Here is a 17,354-nt window from a genome sequence, read left to right on the forward strand (position 1 = left end):
TATTATATAAAACAGATGAAGTTATATGTATAGGGGATTATATATGGCTAATTTTGATTTTCTTAATGGGATAGTTGAATATAAAGTTTTTGCAGATGCGGCTATTGAGGCAGAGCGTGTATTTCACTCCTCTCCAGCTATGTGTGCAATTGGTTGTCGTAAGGCGTTAGAATTAGCTGTAAAATGGGTATATACTGCAGATACTAGCATGATTATGCCTTATAAAGATAATTTACAGTCACTTTTACATGCTAAATCTTTTAAAGATGAATTGCCAGAATCTTTGTGGCGCGAATTACAACCAATTGTAAAAATGGGGAATTTAGCAGTCCATTCCGATGCAAAAATTTTGCCAAGAATGGCTATTATTTCATTACAGGCCTTATTCAATTTTATTGAATGGATTGACTATTGTTATGGTTATGACTATGTGGAACGTACATTTGATGAGAATGCAATTCCTAAGACCATAGTTTCATTAGATATTAAGAAAATCAAAGAGCAAGAAAGTTTGATTGCTCAAAATGCCCATCAAATTGAAAATTTATATTTAGAAATTGAAAAGCTTTCAAAACTACTATCTTCCACAAAATCTGAGCATGTTTTAACTCGTAGTTTACCTAAAATTCCTGAAACAGAAGCTGAAACACGTAGATATATTATTGATGTTGATCTTAAATTAATGGGCTGGGAGTTTGAGGGACCTAATCCGAATGTGTTTGAAGAGTTTAAGGTCTCAAATCCCTATGTTCCTGGTGGATCAAATCTTAGTGTAGATTATCTATTAATGGGACGTGATGGTAAGCCTCTTGCATTAATTGAGGCTAAGAAAACAAGTCGCGATATAAATGATGGTAAGACGCAAGCTTTAGCTTATGCAAATGCATTGGAACGTGAATATGGGCGGCGTCCAATTATTTTCCTTTCTAATGGGTATGAGACTCATATGTGGGATGATCTTGAATGGAATATGCGTCGTGTAAGTAGTGTATATGGTGAAAGTGATTTAGAACGACTAATTACTCGTAGAAATTTAACTAAGCCTATCTTGAGTACAGTTTCAATTAATGATGATATTTCAGCTCGCTATTATCAAAAGGAAGCGATTAGGGCCGTTTGTCAAAATCTTGAAAACAAGGTTAGAAGAAGCTTACTTGTTATGGCAACTGGTACAGGTAAAACTAGAACCTCGGTAAGCTTAGTTGATGTGCTTTTCCGTAGTAACCAAGTGATGAATGTATTGTTTTTAGCAGATAGAATTGCTTTGGTAAGTCAAGCCAAGGATGCATTTAGAGAACATTTACCATCTGCATCGTTATGTAATCTTTGTGAAAGTAAAGATGATAAAAATGCTCGAATAGTTTTTTCTACATACCCTACAATATTAAATGCTATCGAAAAATCTCTTGATGGTGATGGAAAACGCCTTTTTACACCGGGTCATTTCGATTTAATAATTGTAGATGAAAGCCATCGTAGTATTTTTAAAAAATATAGAGCCATATTTGAATACTTTGATGCTATTCTTGTTGGTTTAACTGCTACGCCTAAATCTGAGGTGGATAGAAATACATTTGACTTCTTTGAGGTTGAAAACGGAGTTCCAACATATGCATATAGTTATGATGCAGCTATTAAGGACAATTACTTAGTGCCATATTATAATTTTGAGATGGAATCAAAGTTTTTAACAGATGGCATTGTTTATGATGAGCTTTCAAAAGAAGACCAGGAACGACTGGAAGATGAAGCTATGGATCAGGCAGGGGAGTTCCAAGGTAATTATTCTGCTACGGAAGTAAACTCTATTATTTATAGCACAGATACAATAGACTATGTTCTAAGAGAATTAGACCAGAATGGTATTAAAACTCATAATGGGGACTCTTTAGGCAAAACAATTATCTTTGCTCAAAATAAAAAGCATGCTCGTCTAATTGAAGAAAGGTTTAATTGGTTATATCGTTCTTCAAAAGGTAAGAAGGCACGTGTTATTGTTAGCTCTGATCAACATGCATTACATTTAATTGATCAATTTAAATTTTCAGATGGTGAACCGGATATAGCAATTTCGGTAGATATGTTAGATACGGGAATTGATGTGCCAGCATGTGTTAATTTGGTATTTTTTAAACGTATAAAATCAAAGACTAAATTTTGGCAAATGATAGGGCGTGGAACTCGACTTTGTCCAGAGAAGGAGTTTTTCGATAAAAACAATGGTGATTATGTAGGTAAGAAGTACTTTTATATCTTTGATTACTGTAAAAATTTTGAGTATTTTAGAAATCAAAAAAATACGGTAGAAGTAAAAGGTAATAGTGCTACATTAGGTGAAAGAATCTTTGCTAAGCGAGTTCAAATTATTGCACAACTACAAATAGAAAGATATGGTAGTGAAGACTATCAAAGCTGGCGTTCAGAACTTGTAGATGAGTGCTATAAAGAAATTACTGATTTAGACGTAACAAAACCGGTTGTTCGTTTACAGTTAAAATATGTGGATAAATATAGTGTTAAAACTTCATTTAAGTATTTATCAAATATTAATGAACATGAACTAATTACCTATGTTGCACCTTTGATTTGTGCTGACGTTAAAGAAAATTTGGCACGAGGATTTGACAACTTTGTATATGAAGGGATTTTGAACCTTTTTAATGGTCAATCTATTGACTATTTTAAGAAACGTGTAATAAATCTTTCCAATGCTTTACTACAAAAAATTAGTATTGAACAAATTAGAAAGAAACAAGATTTCTTAAAGTTAATAAAAGAAGATGCGTATTGGCAAATAATTGATGCTTTGCGGTTAAATCATATGAGAAAAGAGCTCAGAGATTTAGTTCAGTTTCTTGATGTTGCAGAACGTAGAGTTATTATAACAACAATTACGGATTCAGTATTATTAACTAGAGAAGGCGATACTCTTATGCCTGAAGTTTTTGAGAGCTATCAAGAAAAAGTTGAGTCATATTTCTTAACACATCAAGGCCATCCAACAATTCAAAAACTTATCAATAATTATCCAATTGACGAATCAGATTACAAAGCGTTGGAATACATTTTTACTCATGAATTAGGAAGTAAAGATGACTATGAAAAACGTTTTAAAGGTAAAGAGTTTGGACTAGTCGTTCGAGATATTGTAAAAATGAGACCAGAAGCTGCTGAAAAAGCTTTTTCAGATTTGATCAATAGTAAATCTATGAATATTAATCAGATTAACTATCTAAAACAAGTCATTAACTATATTGCTGTTAATGGATATATGGAGTCTCCAAAAGTACTGCTAGAGCCACCATTTGATAGACCTTTTGATATGTGGAAACTTTTTGATCAAGCTGAAGCTGTTGAAATTGCAAATATAGTTAAGCAGATAAAAAATAATGCTTGTTTAAAGATATAAAGTGTTGACTCAATATTATTTAATAGGAGTATATTATGTGTAATATTCTTGATAGATATGATGAACAGAATATATTGGATAATCTTCAAAATGAAGAACTTGACTTAGATTCTGAAGAGTTAAGTGATGCTAATGATGTTGTCATTTTGACCGAAGAAAAAAATAAACGAAAATTATATGTTGATAAAGTTGATAAATCTACATCTGATTTATATAGGATGATTATAGAAGGCGAACTTATATTACAGCCTGAATATCAAAGAAATTTTGTTTGGACGACAAAAACGATGTCGAAGTTTATAGAATCTTTACTTTTATCGATTCCAATACCTACAATTTTTTTGGCTGAGAATAAAGACGATACATATGAGGTTATCGATGGGCAACAACGGTTAACGACTATCTTCGCATTTATGAAGGATAATAAAGTAGAAGAAAATAATAAGGTTGATGTTGAACTTAAGGAATTTTCTGCACTAACTCTTAATGGATTAGAAACGTTAGATCAATATAATGGAAAGACATACAAGGGATTTGATGATTCGACAAGAAGAAAATTTAATAATGTTTCACTACCAGTTGTAATAATAAAAAAAGATTCTACAGAAGATATTAAATATGATATTTTTAGTAGAATAAATAGTGGCTCTGTAAAGTTAAATTCTCAAGAACTATTAAATGTTATGTATCGAGGGCCATTGATAAAAAAATTAAATGAAGTAGCTCTTGATGATAAGGTAAATAAAGTATTTGGAAATCGTCCAATATTAAAGAAACGATTTGGATATCAAGAACTTTTATTAAGAGCTAAAGTTATGTGTGCTTTTATTGATAAAGATTCTTGGAAGCTAAAAACTTGTAAAGCAAATAACCCTGATGCATTAGGTAAAGAAGAACGTAAATATTCTGGAATATTAAACAAAGCAATTCTTGAGTATTTAAAGGATAATCGTAATGATGAAAATGAGGCAGAGGAATTATCTCATTTTGTTAGAGAAAGCGTATCTAAAGTTTTATTTGTTTTTGGTGAGAATGCATTTAAACGTGGAAGTTTAAAAAATATAAATAAGAGTATTGCTGAACTTCAATTGGTTGTTTTATCTCACTTTACTATGGAGGAGATTAAGAGACATAAAATTAAAATTAAGGAGTCATTTGATAAATTTGTAGATGATGTTGATGTTACTATTTTTACGAGAACGACTAATAGTACTAGTAATGTAGAAAAGCGTTATGCATGGGGAATAATTGTTTCTAATATAATTAAAGGTTAAAGTTATGTATAATGTTATAAAAGAACGTTTTGATGCATATAAAAAAATACATGATGATATTTTACCTCATATAAATCATGAAACTGAAACTGATAAAGCAAAAGTTTTATTAGAAAATTCTTTATATTTATCAATTTTTACTACTTTTGAATGGTTTTTGCGTTCATTAATTGAAAGTTATGTAACTAATATTACGGAAGAAGGTATTTGCTTTATTGATTTATCAGAAGAAATTGCAAAAAATATTTTTTTAAGTCATCAATCTCGTATTAATGCAGTATTTAATTCTAAATTAGATAAGCAGAATAGGGCCTTTAAAAGTTTCTATTCAATGCTTAAAGATACTTATCGTAGGTCAGATTTAGAACCCTTTATTCATTTTGAATTTTTACATAAGAGTAAATTAGATGGATATTATAAAGATGTCTTTGCTCAAATATTAGGTGATCCAGATTTCTTAGACAACTTAATGGTGGAGGTTACCATTGATGATGCGGGCTTAACTAGTAAAACTAGAGAGAGTGCATCAAAATTTTTAACTGAATTTACTGAACAAGTTAGAAATAATATTGCTCATGAAAACTCTGAATTTAGAATGCCTGAACAATATTCTTTTGATAGTGTAATAGAGCGTTTTCTACAAATTGTTAAAAATTTTGAAGATACTTATAAAACTTATACTAAGTTCGAAATTACTAAAACTTCTGATAATTTACTTGATAGGGTATAATTTATATCAAAGTGAGGCATAAATGGTTTGGTCGCCAAAATTTGCTTCTAGATTTATTGAATTGAAGAAACGGTCTGACATCATGTCAGGCCGTTTCTTCATGTTTAAATGGAGTTATTAGTTGTGCAACTCTCGTTTTCCGTATAATTTCAGAACTATAGCAATAATTGCATTTAACACAAATAGAGCGGCAAAACATTCTAAAGCAGTAGTATAGCCATATCCTGCTTCATGAAAGTATGATACGAGCATAGGACCAACGATGCCCGCCAATCCCCAAGCAGTTAGAATACGGCCATGAATAGTCGATAGTTGACGTATACCGTAGAGATCCGCAAGATATGCTGGCATACAGGAGAACCCACCGCCATAGCATGTGATAATGAGAAGGATTAAAATTTGGAATGTTAGGGCACTATTGGTTTGGGCGAGTAAATAGAATGCGATGATTTCTATCATAAAGAATAGTATGTAAGTTTGTGCTCGCCCAAGGTAATCGGAGATAGTAGACCATGCAATGCGCCCTGCGCCATTGAAGATACCGATGATACCGACCAGTGATGCAGCTGCTGTAGGTGTCATACCAATGGCTTCTTGCGCCATAGGGGAAGCTAAGGATAGTAGGCCTATACCACAGGTAATATTAATAAAGAATACCCACCAAAGGGCACCGAATTGCCAGGTTTTCATGGCATCATTGGCTAGCATGCCATGGTTGTGAACGTACATAGTGGATTTATCTTGCGTAGTTCGAGTTGGTTGTTTTGGTTGAGGTGCTTTCAAATAGAGCGAAGAGGCGCCCATAATCACTAGATAGATTACACCGAGGATAATGAAGTTATTTACTAATCCAAATTGAGCAACGAGGAATTGCATAAGTGGACCTGCAATGAGTGAAGCAAATCCAAAACCCATAATGGCTAATCCTGTTGCAAATCCCGGATGATTTGGAAAGTACTTTACCAGTGTAGAAACTGGTGTTATATAACCAATACCTAATCCGATACCACCGATGATACCATAGAAGAGATAGAGTAAGGTGAGATTGTGGACACTAAGTGCATAGGCCGTACCGAATAATCCAGTTACCCAGAATAACATGGCAAGAAGGCCACTTTTCTTAGGTCCAATTTTTTCTGCAAAGGATCCAAGAAAGCCCGCAGATAGTCCGAGCATTAAAATAGCTAATGAGAATGTCCATGTTGTTTGCGATAAAGTAAAACCCATATCTGCCATAATAGGACGTGTGAGTACACTCCATGCATATACGCTACCAATGGATATGTGCAAACCAATGGCTGCCAATGCAATAAACCAACGATTTCTCATAAGAAAACTCCTTTCATATAGGTGAGATACTCAGATATAGATAAAGAAGCATTTGTTACGAGAAGGCAATAAAAAAGACCATCTGAACAAAAGCTTGCCCAGACGGTCGGCTATCACACGATGTGTGCTACTGTGCATGTAGTCAATTCTACGTATCCGTCAGCCCAGTAGGAATATATTACAAATATAGCAATTGAAAGGATATCTTGTCGGTGATCTAAGTCACTATCGTATGCACTATGAGGATTTATAAAAGCAAACAAGGAAAGAAATGTTTCGATTTCTTTCCTTGTTTAGATATGATATAATTTATATCAAAGTGAGGCATAAATGGTTTGGTCGCCAGACTTCGCTTCTAGAATTTAATGTTGAAGAAACGGTCTGACTTCACAGTCGGGCCTTTTTTCATAGCCTAATTCTGTGAAAAGCTAGCTTTTGCTAGATGTCAATTCATTTAGCTGCCATGATAATGGTCGCCACAAGTATGCCAAAGGAAATCATTAATGATAACACTTTGAATGTACTCATATTGATCACCGCCAATCTCTAGAAGATTAGCAAAGGCTGGACCCATTTAGCGGCCTCAAGTTCAATATAGATGTGTAAATAATAAAAGTAAATAGATTAGAGGTTCCTAATAGTCACCTAGGTGACCAATAGGAACCTCTTTCGTTTTGTAATTATTATAGGATAGATAAATTATGTTACAATACAAATAAGATAATAGTTTTTAGGGAGAGGGAGAGTCATATGAAACGTTATATTATGCTATTAATTCTAGGTTTATGTTTGGTAGCACCAATGCTTTCACAAGCAGTGGATATAAGACCTATCATACATGTTACGAATGTACATAATGGCCAATATGATGAAGAATTAGATGCTATTACAGCAACCAAGTTTTATGGACCGTATCAGTTCCGTGTATTGAAGGACTCTGTGGAGACTAAAGGGGAAACTAAAGATATAGATGGCAGAGCCTTTAGAACCTCTGATGGTGTCTTCATGCATGTGAAGGCTAGATCTATCAATAATACAAGTATCTCTTTAGATAAAGAGATTGAAAAAATTGTTAAAGATAGAACGATTCCTGAACCTACTGTAAAGATGGTATTGCCTATTAAGTATGATGTAACAGAGGTTGATAATGATGGTGTGCGCAGTTTACTAGCTGAATTTATGTATAGCTGGCCATTACATAATAGGACGGACATGGTATTAGTTACAGATTATGAAGACACTCGTTACTATTATAAGTTGCAGTTTTATAGAGACCAGCTACCAAATGGTGTTCGCATTGAGCAGTTGCGCCAGATGATTATGGATGCGCAGTTTAGTTATAAATAAGGTGTATTTGATCAGACTTCCGTATTTGTTTATACTAATGTATTTAGTCAGTCTGTAATATTTAGCTGAATGGGTATAGTAAAAGTAAATTAAAAAGAGGTTCCTATGAGTCAACTTGTGACCATCAGGAACCTCTTTTGCTGTGCAAGATTTTATATAGTTTTCAAACTATTATAATATGCTTTTACCTAAAGGAAATTATTATTTATTTAAGTTTCCAACAATGCTTACAATATCTTCTGCTTTGCGTGCAATATGTGTTACGCCTAGTTCTTGATGGAGAGATTCTTCTCTAAAGCCCCATGTAACACCGATGCAAAGTAGGCCGGAGTTTTCCGCAGTAGCTACGTCAACTTCAGAGTCACCTACATAGATAGATTCTTCTGGTGTAGAACCTAGTTCTTTTAATGCTTGTAGTACCATATCTGGTGCTGGTTTACGTTGTAATCCTGGTCTTTCACCGATGGCAACAGGTAAACGATCGCCAAAGTACTCTTTATTGAGTGGTGTTACACCTTCTTGGATTTTGTTGGATACGATGGCTAATTTATAACCTTTTTCACGCAATACATCTAACATATCTAGGATGTCTGGGTAAGGAGCTGTTGTGTCTTTTAAATGCTTACCATAGTAAGCTTTGAATTCATTGATATATGGCTCTAATTCATGATCAGCTACTGTACTTGGTAAACATTGACGCATTAAATATATTACTGCATTACCTAGAGAAGCCTTTACCTCTGCTAGAGACTTTTCAGGGAAATTATGTGTACGTAGTACATGATTTACAGCATTCGCTAAATCTGTAGCCGTATCGAGTAATGTGCCGTCGCAATCAAAAACGATGGTTGTATATTTCATAGGGACCTCCGATATTAAATCAATATGTACTTTTTAAGTATATGATAAATATGTAGAAAATCAAGAGAATAGACCTATTAGTTACTATAATTATGTTACAATAATAGAAGTAATAATTACAGTGTATAGGAGGCGTAGTATGACTGAAATACAAGCTCTTTTATTGATAAAATCCATCCTTGAATCTGCAGATATTCACGGTATTGAATATATCTTGAGTGAAGATTGTGAGTATATGTCTACGGGCCGTGGTATCATTGGACGAAACCGCAATGAAACTGTTGAGTTTTTGTCCTCTATGACTGAGTCCATCAAGGCTGATAATGTGCCTGTTACGTGCAAGGTGATGCATATTACCGATGTGTACGAGGAGGATGCGCTATTCCATGAGGGCCGTCACGGTTTAACCGTTTCTTATGAAAGTAACGATAATTACGTGTACATGATTTTTGTAGACGTAAATGATAAGGGCCTTGTAGACCGTATCGTTTCTAGTCAGGAGAATTACAGTATTGAGTATGACGATCTTCGCTTTGGTGATGATGAAAGAGAGTATTCTTTTACAACGCCTCCAACAACTGTGAAAGACTGGCTTACGGCCTTAAGTATGTGGTTAGAAACGGCAAATGTCGATATTGATGATTTCTATCAATATATCGATGAAGATACGCGTGTTGTATTCCAAAAGGGTGATGCTGAATCTATTACCCTTGAAAGCGGTCTTGATGTAGAGGATTACTTTGATCAATTAATGAACCAACACTTTGATGCAGTGCCTCATATTATTCGCGATGAAGAAGATGGATTAATCTTAACCTACGGCCCTATGAGTGCCATTGCTACCCTCAATGAAGAAGGTACACTAGTACTTATCAGTATTTATATCGATACACGCGATGAAGATGAAGCGACTGATGAGGTTGGTTATATCGAAGAGGACTTAACGAAGGAAACTATTATTGAAGAGGATCTATATTAGTCGATACTACTCATTTGATATATCTAATCTAATTAGGATTAATAGATAAAATAAAAACTACCAGTTAAACATATATCTTTTAAACAGATCTTCTGCTATGGAAGGATAAGCCACTAGATATTATGAATAACTGGTAGTTTTTTGTATTATTTACATTTCATCATGGTCTTTAATGAGACCAGCTTTTTTCTTTTTCCAATAGGAGTAGTAGAATGGCAAGATTACGATACAGCCGCCTAGACCCCATAATAATTGGTTAGTTTGTGCTTGGGCAAGCATCCATAAGGATGTGCCGATAGCGACGACTGGGATTAAGTAGCCACCAGGGATTGTGTAGGAACGAGCTTTGTCTGCCCATTTACGACGGAAGATAATAACAGCCAAACAAGTTGGTAGGTATTGTGTAAAACGAGATACCGCACTAATGGCTGCTAGTGTTGTAAAGGAACCAGACCAGGCAAGTAATACACTGGCAATGGCAGTAACAATCGCTGCTACATATGGGGCATTGTAACGATTGCGTTTTGCTAAAGCACTTGGTAGCATACCATCTTCCGCCATGGATGTTGCCACACGAGGTGCATAGTAAGCTTCAGCAAAGTTGATACCGCCCATAGAGATTAAGGTACCTACTAATACGATATACATGCCAATAGGACCAACGATCACATTGAATGCATCTTGTACTGGAGCCTTAGTATTTGCTAAATTTGTACCAAGTACGCCAATAGATACGGCGAGGATTGCCATATATAGGACAGATACGAGAAGCATACACATGATAATAGCACGTGGTAAATTCTTTTTAGGATTTTTCATATCCTCTGCAGCAATGGCAATAACTTCAAACCCTGTATAGGCAAAGAATAGAAGAACCGCAGCTTGAGCAAATGATCCATCTACATAGATGTCTTGAGGGAATACTGGTGTAAAGTTAGCTCCATTTATAAAGAAAATACCAATTGCAATAAATAGGGCAAGAGGGACTAGCTTAGAAATAGTGATTAAGTTGTTAACAAATTTGGATACGTTAACACCAAATATATTTACAATCGTAAGGCCTACAATTAAGATAAATGAAATGACATCCTTTGCAAAATCACCACTTAAAGCTGGTACTGCAGCACCTAATGCGGTAGCAAAGCCAACGGCCATAGCCGCCCAGGCAATAACGGTGACGATCCATTTTAGAACGCCTACTTCAAAGGCCCAGAAATCACCTAATGCATGTTTTGCATATAGATAAGGACCGCCATTACGTGTAAATAGGCTAGCTGCCTCTGCAAAGCAAAGGGCGATACAACCTGCGATAACGGCATCAAATAACAGGACGCCTAAGCTAGCGGAACCAATTATAGAATATGCTTTGTTTGGTAGTAGGAAGATACCTGTCCCTACAATACCATTTATTCCTAGGAGTACAATACTCCAAAAGTCAAATTTTCCTGTTTCTTTCATGATACAATCTTTCTACTATTTAGTTACATTTTCTTGAGTTGCTTTTACGAATGCAGTAAATAAACGCTTTGCATTTTCGTCATTTGTAGACATCATTTCTGGGTGGAACTGACAGGCTACTAACCAAGGATAAGATAAATCCTCTAACCCCTCTACAGTACCATCCTTAGCTCTTGCTACAACCTGTAATCCTTTACCGACATTTTTAACTGTTTGGTGATGATGGGAGTTCGTAATCCAAGTATTGCAACCTATAGCACTAGCTAGTTTTGATTTGGAATCAATTTCTACAGTATGGGTGCCAAGAGAAGGTGTTTGATTCTGAGAGTGTTTTATTGTACAGTTTTGATCATATTTTAAATCTTGGAATAAAGAACCACCACGATATACATTTAAGATTTGTAAGCCACGACAGATACAAAAGATGGGAATTTGCTTTTCTTCTGCTGCTTTGATTAAGGCAAAGTCAAATTGATCGCGCTCCGGAAATACATCGCCAAGACCTTGCAGAGGTTCTTCTCCATAGTGAAGAGGGTATACATCATGACCGCCGGATAATAACAAGCCGTCAAGTTTTGCTACCGTTTCGCGAGCTACATCAAGATTTTGGGTAAATGGAATTATAACAGGAATGCCACCAGTCTCCTCAATAGAACGAGGATAGTCTTGGTTTACGTAAGAACGCAATAAATCTACGTAAGGACCACCATTATCTCGTAAGATATTGCCAGATATGCCAATAAATGGTTTCGTCATAATATCACCTCATATGTGTAAAAATCTGTACAACCTGATGTTAGTGTATCAGATTTTTATGGATAAAAACACTACTAATAGATATAATTATAAGACTTATAATAGAGAAAATATGTTAAAGTTGATACATTTTACTATATTTTCTTTCCAGATATAGTTGTATAAGTTTATTGCGAAACATGATATGATAAACTACGAATGAACTGTACGGGAGGTTTACTATGGTTTTTCTAACATCTTTGCAAAGTATCATACCTATTGTGCTACTTATTTTGTTAGGATATATATTAAAAGGGCGGGGCATGTTTAATCCCACCTTTAGTGGTAATTTATCGCGATTTATCATGTCGGTTGCATTACCAGCTGGAGTATTTGTATCTGTATTGCATCACTTACATACTTCAGATATTTGGAATTTACGATATGGCATGTTAGTGGTTGTCCTAACATATGTTATTGCATATATCGTAGCTTTCATTATGATGAAAATGCTGAAAGTTCCTAAAGGACGACGTGGTATTTTTATCAATATGGTAGTAAATGATAACTGCTTATTTATTGGGTTACCAGTGCAAATTGCACTCTTTGGGCAAGATGCGCTGCCGTATTTCCTGTTATATTACATCGGTAACACTATTTCCGTATGGATGGTAGGGGTATTCCTTATAGAACTAGATCCACTACCAAATTCTGAAGTAGATTTTAATAATGGTTCCCATAAGATTGATAGTATAAATAATAGTTCAGAATCTACTGAAGGTAAAAGCAAGAAACCTAAATTTGATTGGAAGAAGTTATTACCACCACCATTGATAGGTTTTTTTGTGGCGTTAATCTTCTTATTCTTTGAAATTCCTTTACTTCCAATTTTGCATACTACCTTGAATTACTTAGGTGACATGGTAACCCCACTATCCTTGATTTATATAGGTATTGTACTTCATGATGCGGGCTTAAAAAGCATGCGTTTAAATAAAGACTCCATCGGTGGGATTGTAGGACGATTTGTCATTTCCCCGATTATCATGTTCTGTTTGATTACGGTCTTACAATATGGAGCAGGCATAGTTCTAGAACCGATTGCAATCATTACCTTTGTTGTACAATCAGCAGGACCTGTCATTGCAGTATTGCCAATTGTAGCTAATGAATCAAAAGCTGATTTGCCATTTGCTACAGGTCTAGTTATGATTAGTACCATATTATTTGTTGTAGTAATTCCAATCATAATGGAAATTTTAATAATGATAGGTATACAAGTTTAAAATAAGGAAAAGATTAAAATAAGTAAATAAAAAATAGGTTCCTAATGGTCATATAGGTGACTATTAGGAACCTATTTTTATGTAAGTATATACAGCTTATCTAAAGAATCTACCAACGAGTGGCATGCTAGCACCATCGTTTTTATTAAGGCCTTTTAAAAGAACCATGATAATTACGTATAGTAGTAATCCTTCAATACCTGTGAGTATAAAGTTAGCCCACATTGGTAGGATGTCTATTAAGTAATGGTAACTCATGAAAATAAGTATACCCATAACACCGGCACTGACCACGTTTTTCCAAAGCAGGGAAATATCAAGGAAGTAGCCTGTGTATTTTTTGATATAAATCAAGTTAAGTAATGCGGCAAAGCCAATATCAGCAACGGTTGCCCAAGCGGCACCGCCGATGCCAAGCCAAGGAATAGCAGTCAGTGTCCAGTTAAGGATGACCTTGATTATGAGGGAAATCCCCATATTTATGACTGGAATACGTGGTCTGTTGAGACCTTGTAAGATACCTGTTGTTACTTGATGTACACCTAGGAAGAATATAGAGAATGCCGTGATTTGCGTTGCTAGTTCTGCCTTAGGCGCATTGTAAATCAGTGTAACAGTTGGGGCAGCAAGTACATATAATAGCACTGTAAATGGTACGGTTGCCATAAATGTTAAACGCATAGAGCCAGCAGTGCGATCATATATACCTTGATGATCGCGTTTTGCAAAGGCATGAGAGATAGCTGGTACAATGCTTGTCGCAAGGGCTGCGGTAATGATGGTAGCCAAGTTGATGAGCGGTACCGCCATCCCAGTAAGGTAACCGAAGAGTTCTGTTACTTCGTTCATTGGGAACCCAGCATCTAATAAGCGACGTGGTACGATGAGCAAGTCGAGATTCGCCGTCAACGGTAACATGATACTTGCTAAGGAAATGGGTATGGACAATGTTAAGAGTCGTGACAAAATTTCTTTAGCTGATTCACGGGGACCATCGTAGCTTTCACCAGTACTACTAGCTTTAGGTAATTTGTAGTAATAATACAACAGCACTAGGAAGGCCCCAAAAGCACCTACACCTGCACCCAAGCTAGCTCCCCCTGCTGCGGCTGGTAAACCGTAAGGTAATAAAATAGCAGCAGCACCAAGCATAACGATAACCCGTAGTAATTGTTCTACAATTTGGCTAATCGCCGTAGGCGTCATCATTTCATAGCCTTGAATATACCCGCGGAAACAGGAAATCCATGTTACAAAGAATACTGCCGGAGCGAGCGCGATGATAGAGTAGTAGGCACGGCCTTCAGCAATGAGACCACTAGAGATTAACCAATCTGCACCAAAGTACATGGCAAGACTGGCGATAAAACCTGTTATAGTCAACATTGTAAAAGAAATATTGAATACTCTCTTAGCACCACCAAAGTCGTGTAAGGCTAATCGTTCTGCCGTCAAAATAGAGATGGCAATCGGCACACCTGCGCTCGAAATTTGTAATAGTAACAAATAGATAGGAAAGGCCATCTGGTAGATGCCGATGCCTTCACCACCCAAGATGCGAGATAGAAGAATCCAGTTGATACTACCGATGGCTTTCACTACGAAACCGGCAATTGTTAAAATTAAGGTTCCTTTTAAAAATCCACTAGCCATTGATTATAGTTTGTTAGAAGAACCTAATACATTTTTGATTTTGTGAGCTACCATGCCTTTAATAGCATCACGAGCAGGTCCTAAATATTTGCGTGGGTCAAACTCAGATGGGTTTTGAGCCAAGTATTCACGTACAGATGCAGTCATAGCAAGGCGAAGGTCTGTATCAATATTGATTTTGCAAACCGCCATTTGAGCTGCTTTGCGAAGCATTTCTTCAGGTACGCCTTGTGCACCAGGGATGTTGCCACCAAATTCATTACATTTTGCTACGAATTCAGGCAATACGGAGGATGCCCCATGCAATACGATTGGGAAGTTAGGCAATAATTCGCCAACTTTTTTCAAACGATCAAAATCGAGGTAAGGGTTGCCTTTGAATTTGTATGCACCATGGCTAGTACCAATAGCGATTGCTAAGGAGTCTACACCTGTGAGATGGACAAACTCAGCTGCTTGTTCAGGATCAGTGAAGCGAGCATCTGCATCAGATACGTTTACATCATCTTCAACGCCTGCTAAACGGCCCAATTCTGCTTCTACTACAACGCCGTGAGCGTGAGCATATTCAACAACTTGTTTTGTGATTTTTACGTTTTCATCGAAATCATGATGCGATGCATCAATCATAACGGATGTAAAACCACCATCTACACAGTCTTTACAAATTTCGAAGGAATCGCCGTGGTCAAGGTGAAGAGCGATTGGTAGATTGCTGTCTTCAAGAGCGGCTTCCACAAGTTTTACAAGGTAAATATGTTTTGCATATTTACGTGCGCCTGCAGATACTTGCAAGATAAGAGGAGATTGTTCCTCTTTTGCTGCATCTACAATACCTTGTACGATTTCCATGTTGTTTACATTGAAAGCGCCAACAGCATAGCCGCCTTCATAGGCTTTTTTGAACATTTCTGTAGTAGTAACTAATGGCATGTTGTCCTCCTTGGCCATAGGGCCTGTTATATCATGTTATTAATACCGTGACTGCTAATATTTCTAGCTCGTAAGAACTAGATGCATTTCTGTTATTGTAATCATATATCAATTCAAGTTAAGTATATCAAGAAACACTATAAAGGGCCAATATTTTTTGTATAACTTATGCATAAATTTCGTCTTGTTTTGTGACCCATGTGGGTTATTTCTGTGTGTTAGCATTTATTTAGTGGTGTTATATTAGCTCAATCGTTCAGCAATACATTCATATCCTCTGGCATTTCTGCATGCAGTTCTAGCCATTCATTTGTTATGGGATGGTAAAAGCTAACGCGCGCTGCGTGCAGTGCTTGGCGTTGGATAGATTCTAGATGACCGCCATATAAGTCATCACCAGCTAGTGGATACCCTAGTTGAGATAAATGAACTCGGATCTGATGAGTGCGGCCTGTGTGCAATACGCATTGCACATGTGTAAAGTGATTATAAGCTAATAGAGAGCTGTTAGCTGGACAAATATTACTATTATTAACCGTATCTGCAGGGTTATTGTTACAATAGCTAATTTTACTTGTATGTTTACTAATTACTGCTATATCCGTACGAGCTGGCTTTCCTTGGTTTGTACAACAACGCTCAATGATGCTCCCTGGTTTACGTCCTATTGGCCAGTTAATGCTTATACGCATAGAAGGGAGATATCCTTCTACAATGGCGTCGTAGCTTTTATAAAAATGAGTGTGTTTTTTATCAAAAGCATGTTGGACTACCGATGTTTTAGCAATGATGACAATACCTGAGGTATCCTTATCTAATCGGTGTACGGGATGGAAATCATAATGCTGATTTGTTTCTTGGTAGTAATGAAGTACACCATTTGCCAGCGTATGATCTCGTACGGTAGAAGTAGGGTGCATAAGAATACCAGCCGCTTTATTAATGACTAAAATATATTCGTCCTCATATATGATATCTAAACTCATAGGGCTTAGGCTAAACTCTTGCTCTGGAGTTAACTTCATAACGAGATGATCGCCACCGTGAATGAGCGTATTCCAGGTAGCAAATTTACCATTAACTGTTATGATGCCTTCATTTCGTAAACGGCGTCTCATGCGCTGGGAGATATGCTGTTGTTTTATAATATGATTTATAGATTGTGTGTGTACATCAGAATCTACAATTAAGTCGATTATTGTTGCTGTTTTCATACGTATTATTATAGCAAATAAAATAAAAATGAAGAATTTTTCATAATTCGTTGTATTTGTGAAGGTCGATATAGTATAATTTGAATTGCTGAATTTTATACATTATTTATGTGTGAACTTTTTACTATAATACTGTGTGTTTAGTT

General features: G+C 35.9%; 14 protein-coding genes and 1 riboswitch. Of the genes, 6 read left to right on the forward strand and 8 right to left on the reverse strand.

The genetic code is table 11. The features are described 5' to 3' along the window. The first annotated feature begins 43 nt into the window (after positions 1–43). From ACLRYO_RS01145 to ACLRYO_RS01155, 3 genes are read left to right on the forward strand one after another with little or no spacing between them, the layout of a single operon-like run. The gene (locus ACLRYO_RS01145) at positions 44–3,409 is read left to right on the forward strand and encodes a DEAD/DEAH box helicase family protein (RefSeq protein WP_413084635.1); all 3,366 of its coding nucleotides are present in this window, start codon (positions 44–46) and stop codon (positions 3,407–3,409) included. Between the two features lie 35 nt (positions 3,410–3,444). Beyond that, positions 3,445–4,683, forward strand: coding sequence for a DUF262 domain-containing protein (locus tag ACLRYO_RS01150; protein ID WP_316692539.1), 1,239 nt, complete (start codon positions 3,445–3,447; stop codon positions 4,681–4,683). A gap of 4 nt (positions 4,684–4,687) precedes the next feature. After that, positions 4,688–5,413 (forward strand): HEPN domain-containing protein, encoded by a 726-nt coding sequence (locus ACLRYO_RS01155; RefSeq protein ID WP_316692540.1) that lies wholly within the window; start codon positions 4,688–4,690, stop codon positions 5,411–5,413. 117 nt (positions 5,414–5,530) lie between these two features. On the opposite strand, the gene ACLRYO_RS01160 is transcribed toward ACLRYO_RS01155, so the two are convergent. Then, on the reverse strand, positions 5,531–6,742 hold the full coding sequence (locus ACLRYO_RS01160; protein WP_316692542.1) for an OFA family MFS transporter: 1,212 nt from the start codon (positions 6,740–6,742) through the stop codon (positions 5,531–5,533). A gap of 89 nt (positions 6,743–6,831) precedes the next feature. Continuing rightward, a riboswitch (ZMP/ZTP riboswitch) is annotated at positions 6,832–6,919 on the reverse strand. A gap of 273 nt (positions 6,920–7,192) precedes the next feature. Further along, a complete protein-coding gene (locus tag ACLRYO_RS01165) occupies positions 7,193–7,270 on the reverse strand; it encodes a putative holin-like toxin (RefSeq protein ID WP_223209338.1) in 78 nt (25 codons plus the stop codon). Positions 7,271–7,492: 222 nt separating this feature from the next. Here ACLRYO_RS01165 and ACLRYO_RS01170 point away from each other — a divergent pair, with 222 nt between their 5' ends. Continuing rightward, on the forward strand, positions 7,493–8,089 hold the full coding sequence (locus tag ACLRYO_RS01170; RefSeq protein ID WP_287531208.1) for a hypothetical protein: 597 nt from the start codon (positions 7,493–7,495) through the stop codon (positions 8,087–8,089). 201 nt (positions 8,090–8,290) lie between these two features. Here the strand turns inward: ACLRYO_RS01170 and ACLRYO_RS01175 are convergent, their stop codons facing one another. Further along, a complete protein-coding gene (locus tag ACLRYO_RS01175; protein ID WP_316692543.1) occupies positions 8,291–8,950 on the reverse strand; it encodes an HAD family hydrolase in 660 nt (219 codons plus the stop codon). 139 nt (positions 8,951–9,089) lie between these two features. Here ACLRYO_RS01175 and ACLRYO_RS01180 point away from each other — a divergent pair, with 139 nt between their 5' ends. Next, positions 9,090–9,929 carry a hypothetical protein gene (locus ACLRYO_RS01180; protein ID WP_316689382.1) on the forward strand — a complete coding sequence of 280 codons (840 nt, stop codon included), beginning with the start codon at positions 9,090–9,092 and terminating at the stop codon, positions 9,927–9,929. A gap of 150 nt (positions 9,930–10,079) precedes the next feature. Here the strand turns inward: ACLRYO_RS01180 and ACLRYO_RS01185 are convergent, their stop codons facing one another. Together ACLRYO_RS01185 and ACLRYO_RS01190 are read right to left on the reverse strand one after the other, a co-directional pair. Beyond that, positions 10,080–11,387, reverse strand: a complete 1,308-nt coding sequence (locus ACLRYO_RS01185) for an APC family permease (RefSeq protein ID WP_316584105.1) — start codon at positions 11,385–11,387, stop codon at positions 10,080–10,082. A gap of 15 nt (positions 11,388–11,402) precedes the next feature. Then, on the reverse strand, positions 11,403–12,143 hold the full coding sequence (locus ACLRYO_RS01190) for a gamma-glutamyl-gamma-aminobutyrate hydrolase family protein (protein ID WP_270278605.1): 741 nt from the start codon (positions 12,141–12,143) through the stop codon (positions 11,403–11,405). 221 nt (positions 12,144–12,364) lie between these two features. Here ACLRYO_RS01190 and ACLRYO_RS01195 point away from each other — a divergent pair, with 221 nt between their 5' ends. Further along, on the forward strand, positions 12,365–13,408 hold the full coding sequence (locus ACLRYO_RS01195) for an AEC family transporter (protein ID WP_105086622.1): 1,044 nt from the start codon (positions 12,365–12,367) through the stop codon (positions 13,406–13,408). Between the two features lie 96 nt (positions 13,409–13,504). Here the strand turns inward: ACLRYO_RS01195 and ACLRYO_RS01200 are convergent, their stop codons facing one another. The 3 genes from ACLRYO_RS01200 to ACLRYO_RS01210 all read right to left on the reverse strand — a co-directional run bounded on the left by ACLRYO_RS01200 (position 13,505) and on the right by ACLRYO_RS01210 (position 17,208). After that, positions 13,505–15,061 (reverse strand): polysaccharide biosynthesis protein, encoded by a 1,557-nt coding sequence (locus ACLRYO_RS01200; RefSeq protein WP_288580549.1) that lies wholly within the window; start codon positions 15,059–15,061, stop codon positions 13,505–13,507. Between the two features lie 3 nt (positions 15,062–15,064). Continuing rightward, complete coding sequence (fba, locus tag ACLRYO_RS01205) at positions 15,065–15,994, reverse strand: class II fructose-1,6-bisphosphate aldolase (protein ID WP_004696283.1); 930 nt, start codon at positions 15,992–15,994, stop codon at positions 15,065–15,067. Positions 15,995–16,242: 248 nt separating this feature from the next. Then, a complete protein-coding gene (locus tag ACLRYO_RS01210; RefSeq protein WP_413084637.1) occupies positions 16,243–17,208 on the reverse strand; it encodes an RluA family pseudouridine synthase in 966 nt (321 codons plus the stop codon). Between the last annotated feature and the right edge of the window lie 146 nt (positions 17,209–17,354).

The organism is Veillonella parvula, assembly GCF_047241225.1.
GTDB classification, from domain to species: domain Bacteria; phylum Bacillota; class Negativicutes; order Veillonellales; family Veillonellaceae; genus Veillonella; species Veillonella parvula_O.